This is a genomic window from Granulicella mallensis (assembly GCF_014203225.1).
Classification (GTDB): domain Bacteria; phylum Acidobacteriota; class Terriglobia; order Terriglobales; family Acidobacteriaceae; genus Granulicella; species Granulicella mallensis_A.
Genome location: NZ_JACHIO010000013.1, coordinates 18,987 through 42,504 on the forward strand (window position 1 = coordinate 18,987; position 23,518 = coordinate 42,504).

The 23,518-nt window shown below is 58.9% G+C and carries 19 protein-coding genes; 8 read left to right on the forward strand and 11 right to left on the reverse strand.

The annotated features are described in order from the left end of the window. Positions 1 to 103 precede the first annotated feature (103 nt). Positions 104 to 679, reverse strand: a complete 576-nt coding sequence (locus tag HDF15_RS15365; RefSeq protein ID WP_260331113.1) for a helix-turn-helix domain-containing protein — start codon at positions 677 to 679, stop codon at positions 104 to 106. A 385-nt stretch (positions 680 to 1,064) separates the two neighbouring features. Between HDF15_RS15365 and HDF15_RS15370 the strand changes: the two genes are divergently transcribed. Beyond that, positions 1,065 to 1,682: an HD domain-containing protein gene (locus tag HDF15_RS15370; RefSeq protein ID WP_184257064.1), complete on the forward strand. Its 618-nt coding sequence runs from the start codon at positions 1,065 to 1,067 to the stop codon at positions 1,680 to 1,682. Positions 1,683 to 2,026: 344 nt separating this feature from the next. Here the strand turns inward: HDF15_RS15370 and HDF15_RS15375 are convergent, their stop codons facing one another. Continuing rightward, positions 2,027 to 2,341, reverse strand: a complete 315-nt coding sequence (locus HDF15_RS15375) for a hypothetical protein (protein WP_184257066.1) — start codon at positions 2,339 to 2,341, stop codon at positions 2,027 to 2,029. Between the two features lie 35 nt (positions 2,342 to 2,376). Further along, entirely contained in the window at positions 2,377 to 3,009 is a 633-nt protein-coding gene (gene pncA / locus HDF15_RS15380) for a bifunctional nicotinamidase/pyrazinamidase (protein WP_184257068.1), read from the reverse strand. 92 nt (positions 3,010 to 3,101) lie between these two features. Between pncA and HDF15_RS15385 the strand changes: the two genes are divergently transcribed. The 5 genes from HDF15_RS15385 to HDF15_RS15405 all read left to right on the forward strand — a co-directional run bounded on the left by HDF15_RS15385 (position 3,102) and on the right by HDF15_RS15405 (position 7,953). Then, entirely contained in the window at positions 3,102 to 4,874 is a 1,773-nt protein-coding gene (locus HDF15_RS15385; RefSeq protein ID WP_184257070.1) for an acyl-CoA carboxylase subunit beta, read from the forward strand. Positions 4,875 to 4,923: 49 nt separating this feature from the next. Continuing rightward, positions 4,924 to 5,784: a hydroxymethylglutaryl-CoA lyase gene (locus HDF15_RS15390; protein WP_223295387.1), complete on the forward strand. Its 861-nt coding sequence runs from the start codon at positions 4,924 to 4,926 to the stop codon at positions 5,782 to 5,784. An 84-nt stretch (positions 5,785 to 5,868) separates the two neighbouring features. Then, positions 5,869 to 6,639: an enoyl-CoA hydratase/isomerase family protein gene (locus HDF15_RS15395; RefSeq protein WP_184257072.1), complete on the forward strand. Its 771-nt coding sequence runs from the start codon at positions 5,869 to 5,871 to the stop codon at positions 6,637 to 6,639. 89 nt (positions 6,640 to 6,728) lie between these two features. Continuing rightward, positions 6,729 to 7,223 (forward strand): thioesterase family protein, encoded by a 495-nt coding sequence (locus HDF15_RS15400; protein WP_311733117.1) that lies wholly within the window; start codon positions 6,729 to 6,731, stop codon positions 7,221 to 7,223. Next, complete coding sequence (locus tag HDF15_RS15405) at positions 7,216 to 7,953, forward strand: SDR family oxidoreductase (RefSeq protein WP_184257076.1); 738 nt, start codon at positions 7,216 to 7,218, stop codon at positions 7,951 to 7,953. The genes HDF15_RS15400 and HDF15_RS15405 overlap by 8 nt, the downstream gene beginning before the upstream one ends. Positions 7,954 to 8,098: 145 nt before the next feature. Here HDF15_RS15405 and HDF15_RS15410 read toward each other — a convergent pair whose 3' ends face one another. Next, on the reverse strand, positions 8,099 to 8,878 hold the full coding sequence (locus HDF15_RS15410; protein ID WP_184257078.1) for a glycosyltransferase family 2 protein: 780 nt from the start codon (positions 8,876 to 8,878) through the stop codon (positions 8,099 to 8,101). Positions 8,879 to 8,884: 6 nt separating this feature from the next. Continuing rightward, complete coding sequence (gene cyaY, locus HDF15_RS15415) at positions 8,885 to 9,220, reverse strand: iron donor protein CyaY (RefSeq protein ID WP_184257080.1); 336 nt, start codon at positions 9,218 to 9,220, stop codon at positions 8,885 to 8,887. Between the two features lie 195 nt (positions 9,221 to 9,415). On the opposite strand from cyaY, the gene HDF15_RS15420 reads away from it, so the two are divergent. After that, complete coding sequence (locus HDF15_RS15420; protein ID WP_014266989.1) at positions 9,416 to 10,477, forward strand: LacI family DNA-binding transcriptional regulator; 1,062 nt, start codon at positions 9,416 to 9,418, stop codon at positions 10,475 to 10,477. Between the two features lie 332 nt (positions 10,478 to 10,809). Then, positions 10,810 to 14,289 (forward strand): carboxypeptidase regulatory-like domain-containing protein, encoded by a 3,480-nt coding sequence (locus HDF15_RS15425; RefSeq protein ID WP_184257082.1) that lies wholly within the window; start codon positions 10,810 to 10,812, stop codon positions 14,287 to 14,289. Between the two features lie 114 nt (positions 14,290 to 14,403). Here the strand turns inward: HDF15_RS15425 and HDF15_RS15430 are convergent, their stop codons facing one another. The 6 genes from HDF15_RS15430 to HDF15_RS15455 all read right to left on the reverse strand — a co-directional run bounded on the left by HDF15_RS15430 (position 14,404) and on the right by HDF15_RS15455 (position 23,448). Next, the gene (locus HDF15_RS15430) at positions 14,404 to 15,807 is read right to left on the reverse strand and encodes a sorbosone dehydrogenase family protein (RefSeq protein WP_184257084.1); all 1,404 of its coding nucleotides are present in this window, start codon (positions 15,805 to 15,807) and stop codon (positions 14,404 to 14,406) included. Positions 15,808 to 15,851: 44 nt separating this feature from the next. Continuing rightward, positions 15,852 to 16,793, reverse strand: a complete 942-nt coding sequence (locus HDF15_RS15435; protein WP_184257086.1) for a hypothetical protein — start codon at positions 16,791 to 16,793, stop codon at positions 15,852 to 15,854. 254 nt (positions 16,794 to 17,047) lie between these two features. Continuing rightward, positions 17,048 to 18,589, reverse strand: coding sequence for a GH1 family beta-glucosidase (locus tag HDF15_RS15440; RefSeq protein ID WP_260331114.1), 1,542 nt, complete (start codon positions 18,587 to 18,589; stop codon positions 17,048 to 17,050). 117 nt (positions 18,590 to 18,706) lie between these two features. Beyond that, positions 18,707 to 21,118: a glycoside hydrolase family 2 protein gene (locus tag HDF15_RS15445; RefSeq protein WP_184257088.1), complete on the reverse strand. Its 2,412-nt coding sequence runs from the start codon at positions 21,116 to 21,118 to the stop codon at positions 18,707 to 18,709. 91 nt (positions 21,119 to 21,209) lie between these two features. Continuing rightward, positions 21,210 to 22,079: an inositol oxygenase family protein gene (locus HDF15_RS15450; RefSeq protein ID WP_184257090.1), complete on the reverse strand. Its 870-nt coding sequence runs from the start codon at positions 22,077 to 22,079 to the stop codon at positions 21,210 to 21,212. A gap of 334 nt (positions 22,080 to 22,413) precedes the next feature. Next, positions 22,414 to 23,448 carry a LacI family DNA-binding transcriptional regulator gene (locus tag HDF15_RS15455; protein WP_184257092.1) on the reverse strand — a complete coding sequence of 345 codons (1,035 nt, stop codon included), beginning with the start codon at positions 23,446 to 23,448 and terminating at the stop codon, positions 22,414 to 22,416. Positions 23,449 to 23,518: the final 70 nt, after the last annotated feature.

Below are 23,518 nucleotides of genomic sequence, written 5' to 3' on the forward strand. Positions count from 1 at the left end.
TGATTTCTGACAGGACCTTCAGAATTGGAGAAGCGCCGCACCCTTCGTTCGTAAGAACGGGAGATGCGGCGCCGGAAGGAGGTCTTGCGGAGAGGCGAGGGGCCTACGCCGTACGGCGCGTGCGGCCCTGAGCTATCTCGCGGACATGGTTGAGGAAGATCGACTTCTGCGTCGAGTTCAAGTGAGCAGAGTACTTGGCGATCTCGGCCAGGAAGGGATCGGCCATGAGTACGGCGGTCTCGTCCTGGTGGCGGGTGGGAGCATCGCGCAGCAGGGCTGAGATGTCCACCTGGAGCGCCCGGGCGAGGCGGTCGAGGGAGGACAGCGTCGGCATGGCCTTGCCGTTCTCGATCTTCGAGATGTAGGTACGCGGCACGTTCATACGCGCAGCCAGCTGGCGCTGCGAGAGATTGCGAACGTGGCGCAGATCGCGCACGGCGCTGGCTACCTGAAGACCACCCTCGGCGGACTTGGGCGCAGGCTCAGGAACCAGGGAGATCGCGGGTTGAACTGTGGGAAGCTCCGGCAGCAAAGACTTTTTGCAGCGTCGGCAGGTGTCTGCAGAGGTGCGGAATTGCACCAGCTTGCAGTGGTCACAACGAAGGACCTCACGCTCAGTGGATGACACAGCCTGGGGCTGAGCCTCCATTGCGCTGATAGGCGCCATCATGGTTGCCATAAATTGTCTGTTGCGGACGGCTGCCAGAGCGGGCACCGTACGCTCACGTCCGATAAGAAGCGAGCGATGTGCCTAGATTGACACCAGGTGCCGAAAGAGTCAAGGGGTACTGCCGAAGATACTCCTAAGAAAAATGAAAAAAGAGGGAAGAGAACCAAGGTAGTTAACAGGAAGTAGGAAACAGCGAACAGGAAACATGGCAGTTGTGAAGGTTAGAGGCGGCTATTGCTTGTTTCACCGCATCTCACGCCGAATGACGAAGCACCCCCGGCTTTGGTGCCACTTCGAAATGCGGGGGTCCTTCAGCTACGCTTCAGGATGACGACGAAAAGCAGGCAACAGCAAGAGCGTTGCTGGCGGCAGAAATCGCTCAAGGGGTTTTGGAATGAACGAAGAGTTTACAGCGGAGCGCGCAGAGGCGTTGCTGCGGGAGTGGACGGCGAGCGAGTCGCTGGTCAAGCATGGATTGGCGGTGGCTTGCTGTACGGAGTCCTATGGGGTTCGCGAGGCGGCTCGGCTGGAGCTTGAGGGTGAGGCGGCAGCACGGTTTGCGGAGCAGTATCGCTGTGCTGGTCTGCTGCACGACTTTGACTACGACAGGCACCCGACGCCGGAGGAGCATCCTTTTGTTGGGGTAAAGTTCCTGCGCGAGCAGGGCTGGCCGGAGGAGATGCTGTACGCGATCCTGGCCCATGCAGACTACTCGGGACTGCTGCCGGAGACGCATCTGGATCGTGCGTTGTTTGCGTGCGATGAACTGGCTGGTTTTTTGACCGCCTGCGCGCTGGTGAAGCCGACGAAGTCGATTGCCGATGTCGAGGTGGCAGGGGTGCGGAAGAAGATGAAGGACAAAGGGTTCGCCCGGGCCGTGAAGCGTGAAGACATTACGCATGGCGCGGAGCTGTTAGGACTTCCCGTAGAGGAGCATATTGGGAACTGTCTTCGTGCGATGCAAGAGCAGGCGGGAGCTTTGGGGCTGGTGGGAGTTGCGTCGGAAGGTTAGGGCCCTGAGTCTTAAGTCCTTTGAATCATGACGGCTTGTCTACGACAGCGCGAAGCGAGTTTCCTGACGTTTCATCATCAGGGAGACGGAGGGTAAGGGAGGCAATCGCCTTTAGGCTACGGAATTCTGGTTTAGGCAAAATATGGCCTTTAGGCCTGGGCCTTCTTTCGGCTGCGAACAAAAGGCCCGGGGCTAAAGCCCGATTCTTGCCTGGTCCTTATTCCGTAGCCTAAAGGCGATTGCCTCCCTTACCCTCCGTCCCGCGACGCTAAAGCGTCACGGTTAGCGCTACGCGCTGTGTTGAACGGGCCATCAGACATTCAACGAACTAAAGCCTCGTCCCACTATCGACAACCCCGCAGGATGGCGAGCCAGGCCAACGAGAGGATGATGGAGCCAATAATCCCGATAGCGATCACGGGATTACGTGCGAGAGGCACGGAACCGGATTTACTGTGTTCGTGCGGGGCTTCCGGGTTGTAGTGGAGGGGGAAGAGTGTGCCCTGTGGAACCGCTGTCTTTGAGGTGTACTCGCCCGTGTGGATCTCGCCGTTGGCCCAGTAGTTGAACGAGATGAGGAAGTGCTTGGTGGTTGGCACTCCAAACGCGAGGGCGCGCCCTGCGCCGAATTCGTACTTGCAGGCGGTGACGGTGGCCATTGCCTCCGGCCACGCTTCGGTCGTGGATTGAGGCTTCAAGACAGTAGCGTCGAGGACGCGAGGCGCTGAATGCTCAGGCTGGCGAAGGCCTGGTTGGCGGCGTCGATCGTGCCGGGCAGGCCGACCGCTCGGCTGAGGTCTTCGACGACGAGAGCCTCGAAGCCGAGTCTGGCCGCAGCCAGCGCAGAGAAGCCAACGCAGAAGTCGTAGGCGAGGCCGGCGAAGAAGAGCCGCTTCAGTCCACGCTCGCGCAGGTAGCCTGCGAGGCCGGTGGGTGTAGCGCCATCGTTTTCGGTGAAGGCGGAGTAGCTGTCGATGTCCTTGCGGAACCCTTTTCGCAGGATGAGTTCGGTGTGGGGGATCGCGAGATCGGGGTGGATCTCCGCGCCGCGCGAGCCCTGGAGGCAGTGGTCGGGCCAGAGGGTCTGGGTGCCGTAGGGTGTCTCTACCGTTTCGTAGGGTTGTTTGCCGTGCGTGCTGGCGAAGGAGATGTGGCCTGCCGGATGCCAGTCCTGCGTGAGGATGACGTGGTCGAACTTTGCGGACAGCGCATTGATGCCGGGAATGATGGCGTCGCCGTCCTGGACGGCCAGGGGTCCGCCGGGCAGGAAGTCGAGCTGCATGTCGATCACGAGGAGCGCGTCGGTGGGGCGGAGGGCGAGGCTCATGGAACGATTGTACGAACAGGAACGCCTGCGATGCACTCCCGTTGGGGGTGCTATCCTTGCGAGTTCTGCGGACGAGTGCTTGGGATGGTGCGATGGCGGATGATTTGAAGGCGGCAAACAGGTTGGAGTCGAAGCTGGATGGTGGGTCTGTGCGGGCTGGAGCGAACCGTGCGGCGATGGTGGCGCTGCTTGGTGGAATGCGCGCTGAAGAAGACATCATCCGCCAGGGAGGCGGTGAGCAGGCTGCCGAAGCCCAGCGTGCCAAGGGCCGGTTGACCGTGCGCGAGCGGCTGGCGCTGCTGCTCGACCGGGATTCGGAGTGGACCGAGCTGGGGCTGTGGGCCGCGCATGGAATGTATGCGGAGTTTGGCGGCGCTCCGGGAGCAGGTGTTGTCACGGGGCTGGGACGCGTCGAGGGGCGGTTGTGCATGATCGTCGCCAACGATGCGACAGTGAAGGCTGGCGCGTTCTTTCCGATGACGGCGAAGAAGGTGCTGCGCGCGCAGACGATCGCGCTGGAGAACCGTATCCCGACGTTGTATTTGGTGGACTCCTCGGGTGTCTTTCTGCCGCTGCAGGAGGATGTCTTTCCCGATCAGGACGACTTTGGCCGCGTCTTCCGCAACAACGCGGTGATGAGCTCACTGGGTGTGCCGCAGATCACGGCCATCATGGGGATGTGCGTTGCGGGCGGAGCGTATCTGCCGGTGATGACCGATACCGTGTTGATGACGGAGGGCTCGGGGTTGTTCCTTGCCGGGCCTGCACTGGTGCAGGCGGCGATTGGGCAGAAGACTCCGGCGGAGGAGCTGGGCGGGGCGCAGATGCATGCGGAGATCTCCGGCACCGTGGACTTCAAGGAGCCGAACGATCATCTGTGTATAGCGCGGTTGCGGAGCCTTGTAGGGAAGTTAGGGAGGCGGGGTGGTTCGGGTATTTTGTCGAGCGACGAGCTGCGAGGAGATGAGCTGCGAGGGAGTGTGTTTTCGCGGATCGCATTCGATGCGGAGCGTGATAAGCCTCGTTTTGCAGTGGAAGATTTGTATGGGTTGATGGACCCTGATCCGGCGAAGGCTTCGACCAACAGCTACGATGTGCGTGAGGTGATTGCGCGGGTGGTTGATCGCTCGGAGTTTGACGAATACAAGGCGGAGTTTGGGCGGACGCTGGTGTGTGGCTATGCCCGGATCGGCGGACGGGCGATAGGGATCGTCGCCAACCAGAAACAGCATCAGCAGCAGACGGTTGCGATGGGGCCGCAGGCGGGAACGAAGCGCACGGAGTTTGGCGGCGTCATCTACACGGAGAGCGCGCAGAAGGCGGCGCGGTTCATCATGGACTGCAACCAGCAGCTTGTGCCGCTGGTGTTTCTGCACGATGTCAACGGCTTCATGGTGGGCAAGGACGCGGAATGGAGCGGCATCATCCGTGCGGGCGCGAAGATGGTGTCGGCGGTATCGACGTCGGTGGTACCCAAGATCACGGTGATTCTTGGCGGCTCGTTCGGTGCGGGGCACTATGCGATGTGCGGTAAGGCTTACGATCCGCGGTTTCTGTTTGCGTGGCCTACGGCACGTTATGCGGTGATGAGCGGGGCGTCGGCGGCGAATACGCTGGTCGAGGTGCGGGTGAAGCAGCTGGAGCGGACGGGCAAGGTCCTGTCGGCGGAGGAGAAGGCGGGTATCTACGATGAGATCAAGGCGACGTATGATGCGCAGGCTGATCCCAGGTATGGCGCGGCGCGATTGTGGATCGATGCGATCATTGACCCGGTAAAGACGCGCGAGGTGCTGATGACGGCGCTGGAAGCGTGTGCGATGAATCCAGAGGTACCGAAGTTTAATCCCGGCGTTTTGCAGACGTAAGAGTTAAGTTGCCGGGTGTAGCGTAGAGGTCGAAGGAGTTTAGGACGTGGTGAAGATTGTTGAATGCCCGCGCGATGCGTGGCAGGGGCTACCGAAAGTAATGCCGGCCGAGGTGAAGGCGCGGTATCTGCGTGCGCTGATCGAGAGCGGGTTTTCGCATATCGATGCGGTGAGTTTTGTGTCAGAGAAGGCTGTACCCCAGATGGCCGACTCCGAACTCGTGCTCGATTACCTCGATCCGCCCGACGATGTTGAGATCATCGGCATCGTTGTGAACGCGAAGGGTGCGGAGCGCGCCGTAAAGACCGGGGCGGTGCAGACGCTGGGATTTCCGTACTCCATCTCGACGCAGTTTCTCGACCGCAACCAACGGCAGACGCCGGAGGAGGCGCTCGACCAGTTGGAGCAGATCGGCGAACTGGCCTACAAGGCCGGGCTCGATCTGGTGGCGTACATCTCGATGGCGTTTGGCAATCCCTATGGTGACCCATGGGACATCGACGAGGTGGTTAGCGCGGTCGACCTGATGGTGGATGCAGGCGTGCTGCAGGTGTCGCTCTCCGACACGGTGGGCGTGGCTTCGCCGGAGCTGATACGGAGTGTCGTGGGCTGTGTGATGGGCGTGCATGAGGGACTGGAGATCGGGGTCCACCTGCATGCGCGGCCGGACGAGGCTGCGGCGAAGGTAAGGGCCGCGTACGAGGCGGGTTGCCGGAGATTTGACGGTGCGATCGGCGGATTGGGCGGATGCCCGTTTGCGCAGGACACCCTGGTCGGCAATCTTCCCACGGAGGTATTGCTGGCGACGCTGGCGGAGCTGGGAGCCAAATTGCCGGAACTGCGGCCCCTCGACGGCCTGGTCACAGCGAGTGCGGAGATTGCGAAGAAGTATGGAGCAGTACTGCAGTAAGACAGTGATAAGTGGCAAGTGAGAAGTGACAAGTGGATTTGTTCACTTATCACTTGCCACTTATCACTGCTTTGTGAGGTAGCGATGTCTACGGTACGCATTGAAGACGAACTCGGAATTCGGACGATTACGTTGAATCGTCCGGAGCGGCGGAATGCGCTTGTGCCGGAGATGCAGGAGGAGTTGATCGCTGCCCTGAAGGGTGCGGAGTCTGCCGGTGCTCGGGTTGTTGTGCTGGCGGGTGCGGGGGAGGCGTTCTGTGCGGGACTCGATCTGTCGGCTTTGCAGGGGATGGCTGGGCAATCTGCTGAGGAGCATCGCGTCGACGCTGAGCGCATCGGGCGGATGTTTCGTGCGCTGTGGGAGTGTGATCTACCGACGCTGGCCGTTGTGCAGGGCGCGGCGGTTGCCGGTGGAACCGGCCTGGCGACGATCTGCGACTTTACCCTGGCTTCTCCTGAGGCCAGGTTTGGCTATACCGAGGCGCGCATCGGCTTTGTGCCGGCGCTGGTGAGTGCGTATCTGGCACTGCAGTTGGGGGACAAGGCGGCTCGCGGCCTGCTCTTGAGTGCCCGGATCTTCGGCGCGGACGAGGCATTGCGTCTGGGGCTTGTAAGCGAGGTCGTTGAACGTGGGCAGCTCCAAACGCGGGCGATCGAGCTGGCGACACAACTGATGGCCAACTCGCCAGAGAGCCTGCGGGCGACCAAGCGGCTGTTGCGTGCGCAGCAGGCGGAGCGGCTGGATCGGGCACTGGCCCTCGCGATGGAGGCCAATGCGGCCTCGCGGCAGACGGCGGATTTTCGCGAAGGTGTGGCGGCGTTCCTGGAGAAACGGAAACCGGTGTGGAAATAGAGCGGGTACAAAACGGCGTGGATATTTATACCAATGAAACACAGGCTGGCATCTTCTAAGTAACTCGCTAAACTGTTGCTATGAGTGAGATGGAACAGATGTTGGAACGTGGTTTTGGCGAGACGCGCGTGCGTGTGCGGTATGCCGAGACCGACCAGATGGGTGTCGTGTATCACGCGAACTACCTGGTCTGGTTTGAGGTGGGCCGCGTCGAGTTCATCCGGCAGATGGGTATGGACTACAAGAGCTTCGAGTCCGAGGACGGTGCGATGATCGCCGTGGTCGAAGCTACCGCTCGCTACAAGTCTCCTGCGCGCTACGATGACGAGCTGATTGTGCGGACGTGGCTGGTGGGCATGCGCGGCCCGCTTCTGCGGCTGCGTTATGCGATTGTGCGCGCTGCAGATGAGGTGTTATTGTGCGAGGGCGAAACGGTGCATATCGTCGTCGGCCGCGATATGAAGCGACGCGAGATGCCGACGAGATTCGCGGAGCGTTTTGCGGCGATGCTGCATCGAACGAAGCAGGTTGTGCCGGATCAGTGTGCGCAGGTAGTGTCGGAACGAGGAGCGAAAGATGAGTGAGAAGAAGGTTGCGCTGATTAGCGGGGCGAACAAGGGGATCGGTCTTGAGACGGGGCGCCAACTCGGCAAGCTCGGATATACGATTCTGCTGGGTTCGCGCGATGCCCTGAAGGGCGAGGTGGCGGCGCGGCAGTTGCGCGATGACGGTGTGGACGCGCGGGTGGTAAAGCTCGATGTTGTCCGCCAGGCAGACATTGATGCGGTGGCGAAGCTGATTGCAAGCGAGTTCGGCAAGCTCGACGTACTGGTGAACAACGCGGGTGCCATGATCGAAAAGAGCTGGACGAAGAACAGCACCAGCGAGACGAAGATTGCCGATCTTCGCGCGACGTTCGAGACGAACCTGTTCGCAGTTCTGGCGTTGACGCAGGCGTTGCTGCCGTTGTTAAAGAAGGCGGAGGCGGCGCGGATCGTGAATGTTTCCAGCATCCTCGGCTCGGTGAGTCTGCAGGCGACGAAGGGCTCGCCGACCTACGACACCAAGCTGTTTGCGTATAACTCGTCGAAGGCGGCTCTGAATGTCTTTACGATTCATCTGGCGCATGAGCTGCTTGGGACAAAGATCAAGGTGAACTCAGCGCACCCCGGTTGGGTGCATACGGACATGGGCGGCAGCGCGGCGCCGATGAACGTGGTGGAAGGCGCTAAGACCGAAGTCCAGCTTGCGACGCTGCCGGAAGATGGGCCGACGGGTGGGTTCTTCCACCTGGGCAAAGAGATTGCCTGGTAGATAGTTGTCTTTCGTCGTCATCCTGAAGCGAAGCTGAAGGACCCCCGCATTCGTGGTGCCACAGAAGTCGTGGTCTGCACGAGCAAAATGCGGGGGGTCCTTCGCCGTTGGCTCAGGATGACGACGAAAGACAGGTTGGCAACACCTAAACCTTGCGGGCCTTCTCCCAGGCCTTCGCGTACTTCCAACTGGTGTAGGTGGCGTGGTAGAGGTGCAGCAGCAGGCCCTCGCGGCCATCAAGGAAGCCCAGGCGGAAGAAGTAGTTCCACAGAAACATGATTTGCGGAACGACGAAGATATTGAGCAGAAAGCTGGGCAGGGAACGGCTGATCCGGCCCTTGGCTACGAGCAGGTCCGCGCCTAGGCCACTGTAGCGATCCATGTGCTCGATGTAGGTGGAGAGCGCCGGGTAGGCGTTATGGACGAGATCGTAGTCCAGCGTACCGGCGGCGCCGTCGAAGGCGATGGTCTCGTGGACAGGGCGTTCTTCAAACTGCGGTGTCAGCGCGAAGTTCGCGGCGCTGCGGCGGAAGAGGCGCAGCTTCGAGTCGGGATAGAATCCGCCGTGCTTGATCCAGCGGCCTAAAAACAGGTTGCGCCGGCGCAGGTAGTAGGCGTCAATCGGTGGATCCGAGGCCAGCATCGTGCGTATCTGTGTCTGCAGCTCAGGGGTAAGCTCTTCGTCGGCGTCGAGGGAGAGAATCCATGTGCCCGTGCATTGGGAGATGGCAAAGTTCTTCTGCGCCGCGAAACCTGGCCAGGCGCGCTCGATCACACGAGCGCCCAGGGTGTGGGCGATCTCTACAGTGCGATCGGTTGACCCGGAATCGACGACGACGATCTCGTCGGCCCAGCGCACGCTGGTGAGCGTGCGGGGCAGATTTTCTTCTTCGTTCAGGGTGACGATGGCAACGGAGACGAGCATGGCGCCTTAGGTGAGAGAGATGGAAGGATTGTTCAGGTGCTCGCGCAGCAGTCGCTCGGTCAGAGTGCGCAGGTCTTCGCCTGTTTTGGGAAGGGTGAAGGCCTTGGCCGTTTCGTTCCATTCCAGCTTGAAGGAGGTCGACTGCGCGGAGATCCAGACCTGCCGGACGGGTGTGTTGGGGGTAAAGACGAACTTCGCGCTGTCGTCCTCGAAGAGCACGTTGAGGACGCCATTCTTCTCCTCGGCCTCAAAGCCGCCGTCTTCTTCGGCACGGATGAGGGCTTGTTTCAGAGCTTCGAGAGCCCGGTCGGATTCGTGGCGGAAAGCAATTTCGTCGATCATTGGACTCAGTGTAAATGGACGGAGGTTGCAGGGGCGTCAGCGGGAAGGCAAAAGATTTAGCGCAGAGGGGCACGGAGGTTTCGCGGAGGGCGCTGAGGAGTTTTTCTGAGTCCTGTTGCTTCGTTCCTGTCTAAAAGCTCGGCAGATCGGTCGTTAAACGTATATCTTGGTTGGCGATACAGGAGTTGGTGCGGAATGCCGGAAGAGAAGAAACATGTAGTGAAGAAGCCCATCAGCCAGAAGGCCCTGGCGGAGTATTTAAAGCTTTCGCCGAGTACGGTCTCTCTCGTGATGAACGACGCCCCGCGCGCGAAGCTGATCCCTGAAGCAACGCGGCAACGGATCACCGACGCGGCGGCAAAGTTCGACTACCGTCCTGACTTCTACGCAAAGTATCTCTACTCCAAACGCAGCCTGACTGCAGCCGTGGTGCTTCCGGAGATTCGCGACCCCTATGTTTCAGCCATTCTGTCCGGCATTGACCGCAAGCTGACGCAGGAGAAGTACCTCTACTTCACGGCGACCCACTATGGCCAGGAGGATCTGATCCGCGAATATCCGCGGCGCCTCCTGGAGCGTGCGGTCGAGGGCTTTCTTCTGATCAACACGAAGCTGGCCTCCGACCCCGGCAGACCGGTAGTGATGGTCGGCAGTTCGCCCAAGGTGGAAGGGGTGCCGAGATTCGCGCTGAACAATCATCGCGGCGGGGCGCATGCCATGGAATATCTCGCCGGGCTTGGACACCGGCGCATTGCAGTCATCAAGGGCCATCGATGGCGTGCAACCACGGGCCAACGTTTCCAGGGTATCTCCGATGCCGCTAAGGAGCACGGCATCACGCTGGATGAACGGCTGGTCAAGGAACTGCACTCGGGAAATACCCCTCCTGAGGCTTCGATGCCTGAAGAAGGCTACCGCTGCGCGCTCGCTCTGCTGGCGACGAAGCTTCCGTTCACCGCGTTGATTGCCTTCAACGATGTGACGGCGATTGGAGCTATCCGCGCCTTTCGTGAAGCCGGTTTGCGGGTTCCTGAAGACATCTCCGTGATCGGGTTCGACGACATTGAGAGTGCGGGCTACCTGACTCCCAGCCTGACTACGCTTCGTCAACCGTTGGAGTTGATGGGAGAACTTGCCGCCGGGCACCTGATTGGGATCATCGACAGAGGCGAGCGGCCGCTTTCGGAGATCCTTGTCGACCCGGCTCTGATCGAGCGCGAATCGACACGGGTGTTGAAGGTTCGTTCCAAGGCCTAGGACGTGTCGTCAAACTCGAAAATCTAGAGGCATTTGCTTTTCTGGTTTGTTATTCTTCGGCTTTGTCTCAGAATGACAAACCCGAAAAACGAAAACAACGGCCTGTTCCATTTCCAATTAGATAAGCAGGTCCCAGACCTCTGCGCACTTCCGCGTTTAAATTTGCCTCGGAGTTATCGGCCTGCCGGGCGACGGCCGGCGAACGATGCTTATAAAAGCGCTTAGTTTGATTCTTTTTATTGACGCATTGGAAGTGTGTTGATAGTGTTTCGTGCGTACATCAAACAACAATTGGTTCTGCGTCCTAATGTTGCTCCTTTCGGAGGTATGCCATGAACGCACGTAAATCGATTTCTATCCTCACGATTCTGCTGACTTCACTCTTTTTTGCACTCTCGGCGCACGCGCAGGCCGTCAATGGAACGCTGCTTGGCACGATTACCGATCCCACAGGGGCGTCGATTGCCAACGCAAAGATTGTTGTCACCGAGTCCCAAACCGGTGTCGTCCATGAGTCGCTCACCAACGACAGCGGTAACTATACCGTCCCTGACCTCCCTTCCGGCACTTATACCGTTGCTGTCACCATGAAGGGGTTCAAGAATGAAGTCCGTGAGAACATCGGTCTTGAACCCAACACCACTGTGCGTGTCGATGCCGCTTTGACCACTGGCAGTACGACGGAGACGATCACGGTGACCACAGCGCCACCCGAACTCCAGACCGATCGCGCGGATATCTCGACCACGATTGAGCAGCACCAGATCAGCAATCTTCCCCTGAGCAGCGGCAACAGCTTTCAATCGTTGCTTAATACGGTTCCGGGCATGGCTCCGGTGGTCTTCAACAACTCTCAATTCTTCAATGCCAACAACGATCTCTCTGAAAATGCGAACGGTCAGTCCTCCTATGTGAACCTGTATCAGATTGAGGGTATCGACGACGATCAGCGTACCGGCATTCACATCATCCTGGTGCCGCCGGCAGCTTCGATTCAGAGCGTGGATATCACGACGAACAACTTCGAGGCGGAGCTCGGCCGCGCTGTGGGTACGGTGGTCAACGTCACCCTGAAGTCAGGAACAAACGAGTTCCATGGGTCGGTTTTCCAGAACATGGAGAACAACGGAGTCAACGCCCGCGGCTACTTCGCCGCCGGCCCCAATGGGCGATTGGTCTACAACTACACTGGCGGTTCCATTGGGGGACCTGTCCTGAAGAACAAACTATTTTTCTTCGGCGACTTCCTGCGCGTCTCCGATCATGAATCTTCAACTGTCACTACGACCATTCCGTTCTACAACGTGACAGGCGGCAACATCAATCTGAGCGGTTACACCGGTCAGGTGTATGACCCGAATACGGGAGTTACAGGTACCTGCAGCGGTGCAGCGGCCTCTAACACCTGCGGTACCGGACGAACTCCCTTTGCCGGCAACCTGATTCCTTTATCCAACCCGGGAATCAGCAAGATCGGCCTGACCGTTCTGCAGGACCTCGACGCTATTGCGAGAAATCCGCAGCTGAACCTTGCGTCAGGAGCCTACATCGGGGGCCAGACGACGAATAACTTTTCGCAGAATAGCCCTTTCAGTAAGGACTCGATCAGCTATGACATCAAGTCGGACTATGCCATCACCGCAAAAGATCACTTGACCGGACGGTTTAGCCATCAGACAACAAACACCTTTCAGGCGCCTCTCTTCGGTTCCTTTCTCGGCGGTCCAACGGGCGGCGGTTTTGAAGCCACCGGAGTTGCGACAGCTTACAGCACGGGTTTCAACTACGATCACATCTTTTCGCCGAAGCTATTCACGGAAGCGCGTGTCGGCGTAGCCCACCTGCGTAACTCCGCACAGCAGACGGACTACGGCAGCAATGATGCGGCGACCCTCGGTATCCCCGGCAACGGCCCGAATGGAACGGACAATACGCCGACGAGCAGCGGCCAGGTAGCGTTTCAAGTCAGCAACTTCGCCAGCAATGGAGAGAACGGGACAGGGAATCCGCTGATCGGCTACTCGCAGTCACTGCCGTGGCTCCGTGCAGAGTCGAACATTGATTTCGTCAATATCTGGACCAAACTGCTCGGCAACCATACGTTGAAGGCCGGAGGCGACGTCCGTCGCATCCGCGACGATCTTCTGCAGGGAAATATCAACGCCGCAGCGGGAACTTTTTACTTCTCCGAGAACCAGACCTCCGCACCGGGCGCCACCACAGGGCTAGCCAACGATGTTGCCAGCGTTCTGTTTGATGTTCCGTATCAGGTCGGCCAGGACACGAACAGCACCTTCCCCGCCTTCCGTCAGAACTGGCTATTTTTCTTCGTCTCCGACAAGTGGCAGGCCACGCCGAAACTGACTTTGGATATCGGTCTTCGCTATGAACTCTATCCCCCGGCGACGCCGCGCAAAGCCGGTGGCTTCGTCAACTACAACCCCTCTAACAATCAACTCGTCGTGGCTGGGCTGAACGGAAATCCTTCCAACCTGGGGATGCAGACGGACTACAAAAACTTCGCTCCACGGCTCGGAGCTTCTTATCGTGCTTCGGATACTACGGTCGTGCGTGCCGGCTTTGGTGTGAGTTATGTTCCCTTTGTAGACAACAGCTACGCTTATAACTATCCGATCAAGACAAGTACCGATTACACCAACACGCCAATCTATGGGTCTGCCCTTAACCCGGCGGGCGGTGTCGTTAACTTTATTACTGGAGTTCCGGCTACCCCGACCGTTGCCTTTGGATCGAACGGAACGCTCGCAGAGAGTGCTGCCAACGGCACGATAGGGTTGGGGAACCTTTATATCCCGCTCAACTTCAAGAATGCTTATGTCTCGTCCTGGAACGCCGTGGTCGAGCAGGCGCTGCCGGGAGAAACCTCGTTGCAGATTGCGTATGTAGCCAACCACGGTACGAGGATCGATGTTGCGCAGAACATCAATGTTCCCAGTGTCTACGGGCAAGGTGCGGCCTACGATCCGCTCAATGTCGCCTTCGGTAAGACCGCGTCGGTAACGGAGTACTTTTTAGGCTATTCGACGAATTACGAGTCGCTGCAGGTAGAGCTTAAACACCGCTTTGCGAAAGGCTTTGGATTTACCTCGGCCGTGACCTGGGGCAAGTCGCAAAACTATCAGACAGGACCTCAGGATGGAAACCTGCTCTTTTATAGTGGCCCTGCTCATCGCAACTACAGTGTGACGGACTTCGATCGCAGGCTTAACTACGAGCAGACCATTACCTACGAACTACCCGCCGGAAAGGGCCACCGTTACTTCAACTCCGGTGTTGCATCGTATCTCCTGGGAGGATGGAAGACATCGGCCATTATCTCTGCGCTCTCCGGCCTGCCCTTCACGATTACAACCTCCAGCGTTACGCCGGGAACTACCCAGACGGTGAATCAAACGGGTCCCTACCAGGTAACCCATAGCGTTAATGGAAAGGGCAGTGTTGCCTGGTTTAACCCGGCCTCTTTCTCTGCACCTGCTGCCTGCACTCCCTACTCTGCGGCCAACCCTGTTCCGTGCGCAGTCGGCAACACGCAGCGCAATCAGTTCCGTGGGCCGGGCTATTTTTCAGACAACCTGTCGCTCTTCAAGAGCTTCCCAATCCATCGTGAAATCTTTTTGGAAGCGCGTGTGGATGCGTTCAACCTGACCAACACCCCTGCATTCGGTTTGCCTAACTCCAGCCTGGGATCGAATCTGGGAAAGATTACTTCAATCCTGAGCAGCGGTGTCGGTAACGTCAATGGTGTTGGCGGGCCACGTGTCCTTCAGGCGGCTGTCAAGATTACGTTTTAGGAAAGCTCTTCTATATGTCCCCAGCCCAGGGCGAAGTCCTGGGCTGGTATAGCGTAGCCACTTCGGGGCTTAGACTATCGGCCAAACAACCTCTGTGCCGTTGGGTAATTTGCCCTAGCTCTTCGGATGAATGAAATACACCAGGCCAAGATAGTCGTCGGTCAACAGGAAGCTGTCCGGGCCGATCTGTAACAGGCCGCAGGGGCGTCCGTGGATGACCGGTTTGCCGTTCTCCATCGTGAGGAACCCGGTCATGAAGTCGTGCGGTGTGTGATCGCCCGGCGTAAACCGCGTGAGCCGGTAACCCGTAGCGATGCGCGGATGTCCCGCGCCGTGCAGCGCGACGAGGAAGCTGCCGTGGAGCAGAGAGTTGTTCCCGTCAAAGTAGGCCATGCCGAGTGGCGAGCTATGTGCCGCAAAGGTTGTGTACGCCGCGGGGACGTCCTTGCAGGAGGTCAGGGGCGGAGGGATGGTTCCGAGGTCGGCGTTCGGGTCGATCGACAAGGAGTGTCCTCCTCCCGCTGCCAGCAGCGTTCCAGCCTCGGCGAGCGCAGGTCGGTCCGCCAGGGTGCGGGGATCGTCGGGGCCGGGTGTCTCGGGCAGGGGAGTGGTGTCTAACGTGGGCTTGCCGTGGGCGAAGTAGCAGGTGGGCCAGCCGTAGTTCACGTTGGAAGGCGTGCCGGGGCGAACATTCGCAACGACACCGGGTTTGGTGTTCGAATCGAGCTCAAAGAAGGAGTCTTCGGGCAGCGTGTCGCCTAGGTGGTCGTCGCCCATGTTGCTGGCGAAGAGTGAGCCACCGTCGAGCCCCGGGATAAAGCGCAGGTCCACGGCGTTGCGCAGGCCGTGCGCCAGGAGCTGCTGGTGGGAGCCGTCGGGGTCCATGACGCTCAGGGTGGCGCGGATGACCTCGTGCTCGCGGCAGTAGTCGCAGGAGGAGCCGGCGGCGATATAGACACGCGTCTGCCCGTGCAGCGTAGCGATGGCGACGGTGCGGGTCAGGTGCCAGCCGCCGTACTTGTAGTTCAGGCCGTAGTCGGGATAGTGCGTGAGAATCTGCGGGGGAGAGCTTGGGGCGTTGTCGCCGGAGTTGTACTTGTAGCGCAGCAGGCGGTCGGTGAGCGGGAGATAGAGCCAGGTCTGGTGGGTGGCGGGATCGGTCCAGAAGGCCAGGTTGTTGGGATTGCGCAGATGGTCGAGATAGTGCGTGACGTGTGTGAAGGTGTGGGTTTTCTCGTTCCAGCCGTCGAGGATAAAGACGGAGCCCTGCGTGTTATCGGCAAGGTTGTACATGCCGGTGGCGAAGATGCGGCCGTCAGGAGCCTGCGCAAAGAAGCGCACACGATGCAGGCCGCTGGCTGCGACGTTGATCTCGAACTCCTGCGGAAGCGAGAGGGTGATCGACTTGCCGGGTGCAAAGGTCAGGGTGTGCGGGATGCTATGAGATGGGGCCTGCGCCTGTAGCGACAGGGGCAGGATGCAGGCGGAGAGGATCAGAAGTTTCGATAGGAGATTCATTCAGAGGGGTTAGATGGGACTAAGGTGGACTGGGTCGCCGGCTTTTACTTCACACAGGGGCCCGAGATCGCCGTCGGCTCAAACCGCAGTGCGACATCGGAGAAGAGGAAGGGCTGGCAGGAGAAGTTGCGCAGGTGGGCATCCTCGTAGCCTCGCGAGGTGCCCAACGGGTCGGTAGCCTCATGTGCGGAGAGGTGGCCGGTGGCGGTGACGAGGGTGAAGTGCTTGGCGGGATCCGTGGGGTCGGGTTGGAGCCAGCGATGCACGATATTGCAGCCTCCCGCGGGGTCTGTGCGTTTGCCCACGGAGGCCGAGGTGCAATCACGCGCGGCTGAAGCGAAGTTCATGGTGATGACGGCGCGGTTGTTGAAGATGCGCAGGTGCGCTTCGTTCTCGGTGTAGTTGCCCTTGTTGTCGGTTGCAATCGCACGGAAGACGGCCTGGTAGCGGTCCTGCTGTAACAGTGAGCGCGTGGTATGGACAAAGGTCGCAGGCGTTGTCCTGGGGTCCTGGAAGGTGTCGGCGACGAAGACGGTGGCGATGCGCCGCCAGTTATCGCCATCGGGCATCAGGATGGCGGTGACGATGTGCTGATCCATCTCGACCGTCAGCATGGCGTCGAGATCGTCGCTGCTGCCGAGATCGGCAAACTCCAGTTGGATGGAATGCGGCATGCCGGTATGGCCGCGCTGCAGATATTGGCTGGGAACTCCGACTGCCGAGAGGGCGGCGGCACGGGTACGGTCGTCGTCGGAGCGGAGCTGGCGCGTGAGGGACTGCGGCGCCGGTACGCCATAGTTGACGGCGACGAACTGGATCGCTCCCATCCCCGAGCTGGCAGGCGTAATCGCCTGAGGACCGTTTGCCGGGTGTGCGGGGGGGCCGGGAGGCGCTGTAGGGGGCGAAGAGCTTCCGCTGTGGCGCTGGGCCAACGACACGGGAGCCGCAAGGGCAAGGGCAAGAACGATAAGGCGAGACACGCGCATGAAGGTTATCAAAAAAGCATAAACGGAACAGTCGCCGATCGCTGTAAATCCCCGGTCAATCGGTAGGACGATGAAAGCAGGTCGTGAGCTCTAACTGCGCAGCGAGCGGAAAGGATGTCTGGCACGAAGACGGTTTGAGTCTGACTGCGAGACTCAATACCGAAATGCACACTCTCACGATACACCGCCAGGCGTTTTGGCGGCCTCTTCCTCTTGCTTCGTTAGAGTCAGTTTCCCGATTTTCAGAGCAGAGGTCAGACCTCCAATTTGTTGGAGGCGGCAACCTTAGCGTACCAATAGCCGGAATCCTTAATGGTGCGCTTCTGATTGCGGAAATCGGTATAGATCAAGCCATAACGCTCGGTGTAACCTTCTGCCCATTGGAAGTTGTCAAGCAGTGTCCAGGCATGAAAAGCACGGACTCTGGCTCCATCGGCAATGGCGCGAGCCAGCTCTGCAAGCGTTTCACGATACCACTTAATACGGCGGCTATCGGGAACTCGACCATGCTCCTCGTCTGGACTATCGAGATAGCCGCAACCGCTCTCCGTTATCTCGATGAAGGGATGGTTGTACTCTTTCGAGATCTGCGTGACCAGATCGTAGATGCCACGTGGCCACACTTCCAAACCAGCCTCTGTCAACGGACCTTCCGTGGGCATCACTGCTGAAAGCCCGGTGTAGGGATCGCGCGCACAGGCGGAGTCAGATTCAATCTCAGTTCCACTGAAACCACCGCCAAAGCAATGCGCGTGGCTGGCATCGGAGACGATGCGGCGTGTGTAGTAATGAAGGCCCACCCAGTCCAGCGGCGCATATAATATCTTCTCGTCGCCTGGCTTGAACCCCATGATCTCGTAGGGAGGCTCACCCATAAATGCGTTTGGGTATTTGCCTTTCATGGCCGCTTCAAGAAAGAACACGTTGTTCATGGCGTGGTAGCGCGCGGCGGCTGCTCGATCCGCGTCGGAGTTCGTCTTCGGGTAGGCAGGCGCCATTTCATAGGCACTCCCCACGGTTGCCTTCGCAGAGGCCGCTTTAATCGAACGATGGGCCTCTGCCTGCGCCAGTGCAAGCGTATGGGCTGCCTTCAGAAAGTCGGGGAAACTGCTGCGGCAGGGTGGAGAGGAGCCGGCGGCATATCCCATGAACGCGATGGCCCACGGCATGTTGAAGGGCGCCCACATCGTAATTCGATCGCCAAGATGTTTGGCGAGAATACCGGCATAGTCCGCAAAGTAATTGGCCAGGTCTCGGTTTGGCCAGCCTCCACGATCTTCCAGCGACTGGGGGAGGTCCCAATGGTAGAGCGTGCACCACGGACGGATTCCGGCTGCGAGAAGAGTGTCGACGAAGCGGCTGTAGTGATCCAGTCCCTTCATGTTCGGAGCGCCGGTTCCTGTTGGCTGAATCCGTGGCCAGGAGATTGAAAATCGGTAGCTCTTCTGATTAAGGCGTTTCGCCAGCGCGATGTCTTGTGCGTAGAGGTGGTACTGATCGCAGGCGACGTCGCCTGTCACGCCTCCTCTTACTTTCCCAGGTGTATGGGTAAACCTGTCCCAGATCGATTCGCCCTTGCCGTCCTCGTTCCAGCCTCCTTCATTTTGATAGGACGCCGTGGCTACCCCCCACAAAAAGCCTTCCGGAAAGCGTGCTTTCTGTATGACTGAATCGGGCACCGATCCGGGGACCTGGTCTTCGGAAAGGAGCATCGTGGCATGGCTAAAGGGCTGATGCAGCACGGTGCCCGCAGCGGCAGCCAGAGAACGAGTGGCAAATTGGCGGCGATTCATCATCTCTCCCGTTCAACCCGAGTATGACTAGTCTCTCGGGTAAAACGGTAACAGACGGCGACTGAAGAGAGCATCCTCCATTTTGATGAGTGCGCTCCAGCAACAGGAGATTTGCTCTAACTACACCGCTTCCGGGGCAGCGGGGTTCAACTTGATTTCGACGGTCTGGGAGCCGAGCCGCAGATGCTGCGCTGTAAGTCTGACCACTCCTGACGCTTCCCGGGCCCGCACCCAGACGGCGCAGGTCCCTCCGACCAGAGCGATGGGATTGTCCCCGATCAGTTCGCCTGAGCCTTCCAGACTGAAGGTGATGGGATCGTTTGCCGAGGGATGAACGTTGCCGAACTCGTCGGTTACGCGCAGGACGACTCGTGTGGCATCCGCACCGTCCGCCCATAGGACGTGATCGTCGGGCAGCAACATGAATTTACTGTCGATCCCTTTGCCGGAGAGCGTGCGGGAGATCACCTGCTTGCCGCTGATGTAGCCGTCGATGCGAAGATCGCCCCAACGGAAAGTGAGGTTTTCGTTGTCGAGGACGTCCAGATCGAACGCGAACGGAGGGTACTTGAGATGGGCGAACTCGGCGCGGTCGGGATCGACTTCCGCAATGAGCTTCCACGGGTTGGAGGGATCGCTTTTCTCCCGAAGGTAGCATTTGAGATGGTCGCAGTTGGAGCTGACGACCGCTTTCTTGAAGCCGACGGACTCATCGCCCTTTGCCCAATGGAAGGCAGGCTCCAGGACGATCTCTTCTGCGGGATCGCATTGTGATTTATAAAACCCTGCGGCGGCCTTAGGCTCGCGGAAGATGTCCATCACCCCGTGGTAGCAGATGCGATCGCCGGAGCCGAAGTTGGCATGCGTGTTGTAGTCAAAGGCGCACCAGCCGATGCCGCCCGCATACTGGGGGTTCGAGGCCAGTTGGTTGTGGATCCGCGCATGGCGCAGTGTGTGCTCGCGCTGGCGTTCGTCGTCGTCCGTCGTTTTGGTGGGATAGGTGTGGCCTACGAACTCGGTGTTCAGGTACAGAGGATGATTGGGCTCGCGAAGGGGAAAGTCGAAGTCGTTGATCGTAAAGACGTCTTCGAGCAGCTCCGATTCCTTGAAGGCGCGAATCCCGCCGGTCTGCCGCGTGGTGTCGAGCGCGTGGGCCAGCGTGTTGGTGCGGGTGTAGAAATCGTGATCGTCTTTGGACTCATTGATGCGAACGCCCCAAAGGATGATGGACGGGTGGTTCCAATCCCGGCGGATCATGCGCCCCACGTTATCGATCGCGATCTCTTTCCACGGCTCCGGCCCGATGTGCTGCCATCCGGGAATCTCTTCGAGCACGAGCAGACCAATCTCGTCGCAGCAATCCAGAAAGTGTCGCGACTGGGGATAGTGCGAGGTGCGTACGATGTTGCAGTGCAACTGGTGGCGAAGGATCTTTGCGTCCTGACGCTGCACCCGTGCCGGCATCGCCTGCCCGACGTAGGGGAACGTCTGGTGGCGATCAAGGCCTCTGAGCTTTACGATCTTGCCGTTCAGCGAAAAGCCATGGTCGGTGAAGACCGCTTCGCGGAATCCGATCCGCCGAGTATCCTCATCGACGACGCGGCCCTCCTGCAGGAGCTTCACGTGGACGGTGTAGAGCTTCGGCTGTTCCAGTTGCCAGAGTTCGATGCCCTTTAGATTGGTGAGCGTTACCGTATGCCGAGCCGAGTCGTGTGCTGTTTCGGTGCTCAGGTGGACTGGTGCGTTGGTCGTTGGATCCATTGAGGTATCAGGATCGCCGGCCTCCGAGATCCGCACGGTCTGGGTGCCTTTCGCGACCACACGATCCTGATCCCGCAGTTCGACTTCAAGGGAGAGGGGGCCTCGTTGCGCTGATGGTCCGGCGAGAAAGCAGTCGACGTCGAGAGAAGGAGACGAGCTGAGTACGTCCTTGGGCCTGGCGAAGATGTTATCGAGGAAGACCTCGGGGACGACACGAAGCGAGACCTCGCGATAGATGCCTCCAAAGGTCATGTAGTCGATCTCATAGCCAAATGGAGGGATGTCGTTGCGTTCGATCGAGTCGACCTGCACGACGATCACGTTCTCTCCCGAGGTGCGCAGGTAGGGCGTGAGTTCAAAGGAGAAAGGGGTAAAGCCGCCCTTGTACTCTCCGAGTGCGTGGCCGTTGATCCACACGGTCGAGGCGGTCATGACGCCTTCAAAGTCAACGAAGACACGCTTGCCGGAGGCGTTGGGCGGGTACTGAAAACGACGCCGATAGGTGGACTTGAACTCGTAGGCCCGGTCATCGAAGTTGTGCCAGGGCAGCCGTACCGTAGTGTGCGGAACGACGATGCGTTCAAAGCCTGCGTCGTCAAAGCCAATAGACTCCGCTCCGTCAATCGCAGCGGCCTTGTAGCGCCAGCCACGGTTGATAGGCAGAATCGCACGTGAGGACTGGGAAGGTTCAGAGGCCAGGAGGGAAGAACTTTTGAAAGCGGCTGCGGTAAGCACAGCACCGCTGGTCTTGATGAAGTCACGTCTGCGCATAAAAGGATGTCGACCTATAGAGAAGAGACTATCAATCAAGATAAGGCCGCAGGGACGTCCCGTATAGGAGACGCCCCTGCGGCCTTTATGACTACCAGGCGATTTTGGCTGGAAAGAACTCGGCGAACAGGTCGTCGTAGTAAGGCTTGATCGCCGCTATGTCAGGCTTTGTGTGACCTTTGGAGTAGAGGTCGTACACGTTGAATTTATTCACCCACTCCAGCATCTCGATATCGTGCTGGCTCATAAGGTGCCTGTAGGCGCCGTGCCGATGCGCCGAGTAGAACGAGTGATAGCGCAGCATGTAGAGAGACTCTTCGGGCATGTAGTTCTTCATCACTTCGCCGATGTAGCCGTCGTGACCGAACGACATGTGTACGTTTTCGAGTCCACAGTTCGGTTCGTAGATTCCGTACTTCGTCTGGTACTCGGGCTTGTGAAAGTCAGGATTGGCCTTGAAGTACTCCGGATAGACGATCTGATCCGAGTAGGCGCAACCGACGGGGAAGGTATCGCCCACAACGCCCCATTGCGGTTCGCCCCACAGGCAGAGCACCTTGCCGAGATCGTGGATGAATCCCGTCAGTACAAACCAGCGCGGATGGCCATCTTTGCGGATGGCTTCCGAGGTCTGCAGGAGATGCTCGATCTGGGTGAGGTCCGTGTCCGGGTCGCTGTCATCCACGAGGGTGTTGAGAAACTCGGCGGCTTCCCAGATGCTCTTCATCCCCTTATCGAGGCCGAAGTACTGCTTCTCTTTGGCCAGGACATAGTCGAGCGTTTGATGTTGGTGGTTCAGACGGTAAAACTCGGCGACGCCGGGGTTAGCCTGCGCGTCGTACTGGCGGAACTGCTCTTCCGTCTTGCCTTCCTGGTAACGGCCGACAAGAAACTCATCCCATTCGTCGATGTCCTTCAATGGAGCATCGGTAAAAATTTTTGTATCGGCAACCGTTTCCATCGTGTCCCCCTTGGACGCCTCGCAAACTGCGTTACCGGTAACTATAGGGGGAACGGGCAAATGTTGGCAACTGGAGAGTGAGACCTCATGTGGCAGTTGTTTTTGCCTTTGCTTTTCTGGTTGTCATTCCGAGCGGAGCGAGGAACCTGCTGTCTCCCGTTCTTTGCCAAATGTCACCACGAACGTTGTGCATCAGATCAAACCTGGCTCCAGTTCTATCTCATATGTTTTCTAGACGACACGAACAAAGAACGGGAGGAAGCAGATTCACTCGCTCCGCTCGGAATGACAACCAGAAAGGCAAAAGCAAAGGCAACTGCGATTGCCCTGGCTATTACTTCTTTGTCTTAGGGCGCGCCGCGTCTCCCACGGTCGAGTGCCGTGCGACCAGCGTCGGCGGAACAAGAATGCTCTTTGGCTTTCTTTCCTTCTTTTCAGAGAGGTCAAGTGCCAGTTCTCCCGTGATCCGGCCTAGCTCCGCGGTGCCGTGATCGATAGAGCTGAGCGGAACGCGCAGGTATTTGGCGTAGCGAAAGTTTCCGCATCCGATCAACGCGATATCTTCAGGAACGCGCAGGCCAGCCTGCAAAATCGCATCGGTGGCTCCCACCGCCGTCAGATCGTTGTAGCAAAAGACGGCATCCGGTACCGACTTGAGCTGCAGCAGTTGCTGCATGGCCTCAAAGCCGACTATATCTCCCGTCTCCTCCAGGCGATCGCGAATCACCACGTATTTAGAAGGAGAGGGCAGGTCGTGCTTCGCCAGAGCGTTTCGGTATCCGCGAAGCCGATCGAGAGCGGGGCTCGTATCCTTCGCTCCGATGTGCGCAATGCGCTTGCGTCCGATCTTGATGAGGTGTTCCGTCGCTAGTTCGCCTACGCGCGTGTCATCGGAACCGACGAAGTGGGCCTTCAGGTGAGGGAAGTTGCGGTCGAACAAGATGCAAGGTGTAACTTCATCTCCCAATTGACGAAAGTTCCGCAGATCGGACTGGCAGGAGGCGATGATCAGGACATCGACGCCACGGCTGATCAGCGCCCGAATCTCCTGCTTCTCGATCTCGGGATCGTCCTCCGACGAGGCAAGAATCAATGCCCGATTGCTGTTGCGGAGGACGCCGCCCAGAGCTTTGGCGCACTCGGCAAAGAAGGGGTGGACGAGATCGGGAACGACCAGGCCAACCGTGTAGGTGCGGCCGTTAGCCAGCCCTCGAGCCAGCATGTTGGGGCGATAGTTCAGCTCCTTCATCCGCTTCAGCACACGCTTGCGTGTCGCATCGCCGATGTCGGAGTTGCCACGCAGGACCTTCGATACGGTTACAACGGAGACGCCAAGCTCCTGCGCAATATCTTTCAGTCGAACAGCCATGCCCAGCCCCCTTGTTCTAAATATCGAATCATCCAAAGTACTAGATTGTACGGGCGAGACAAAGCCGCGA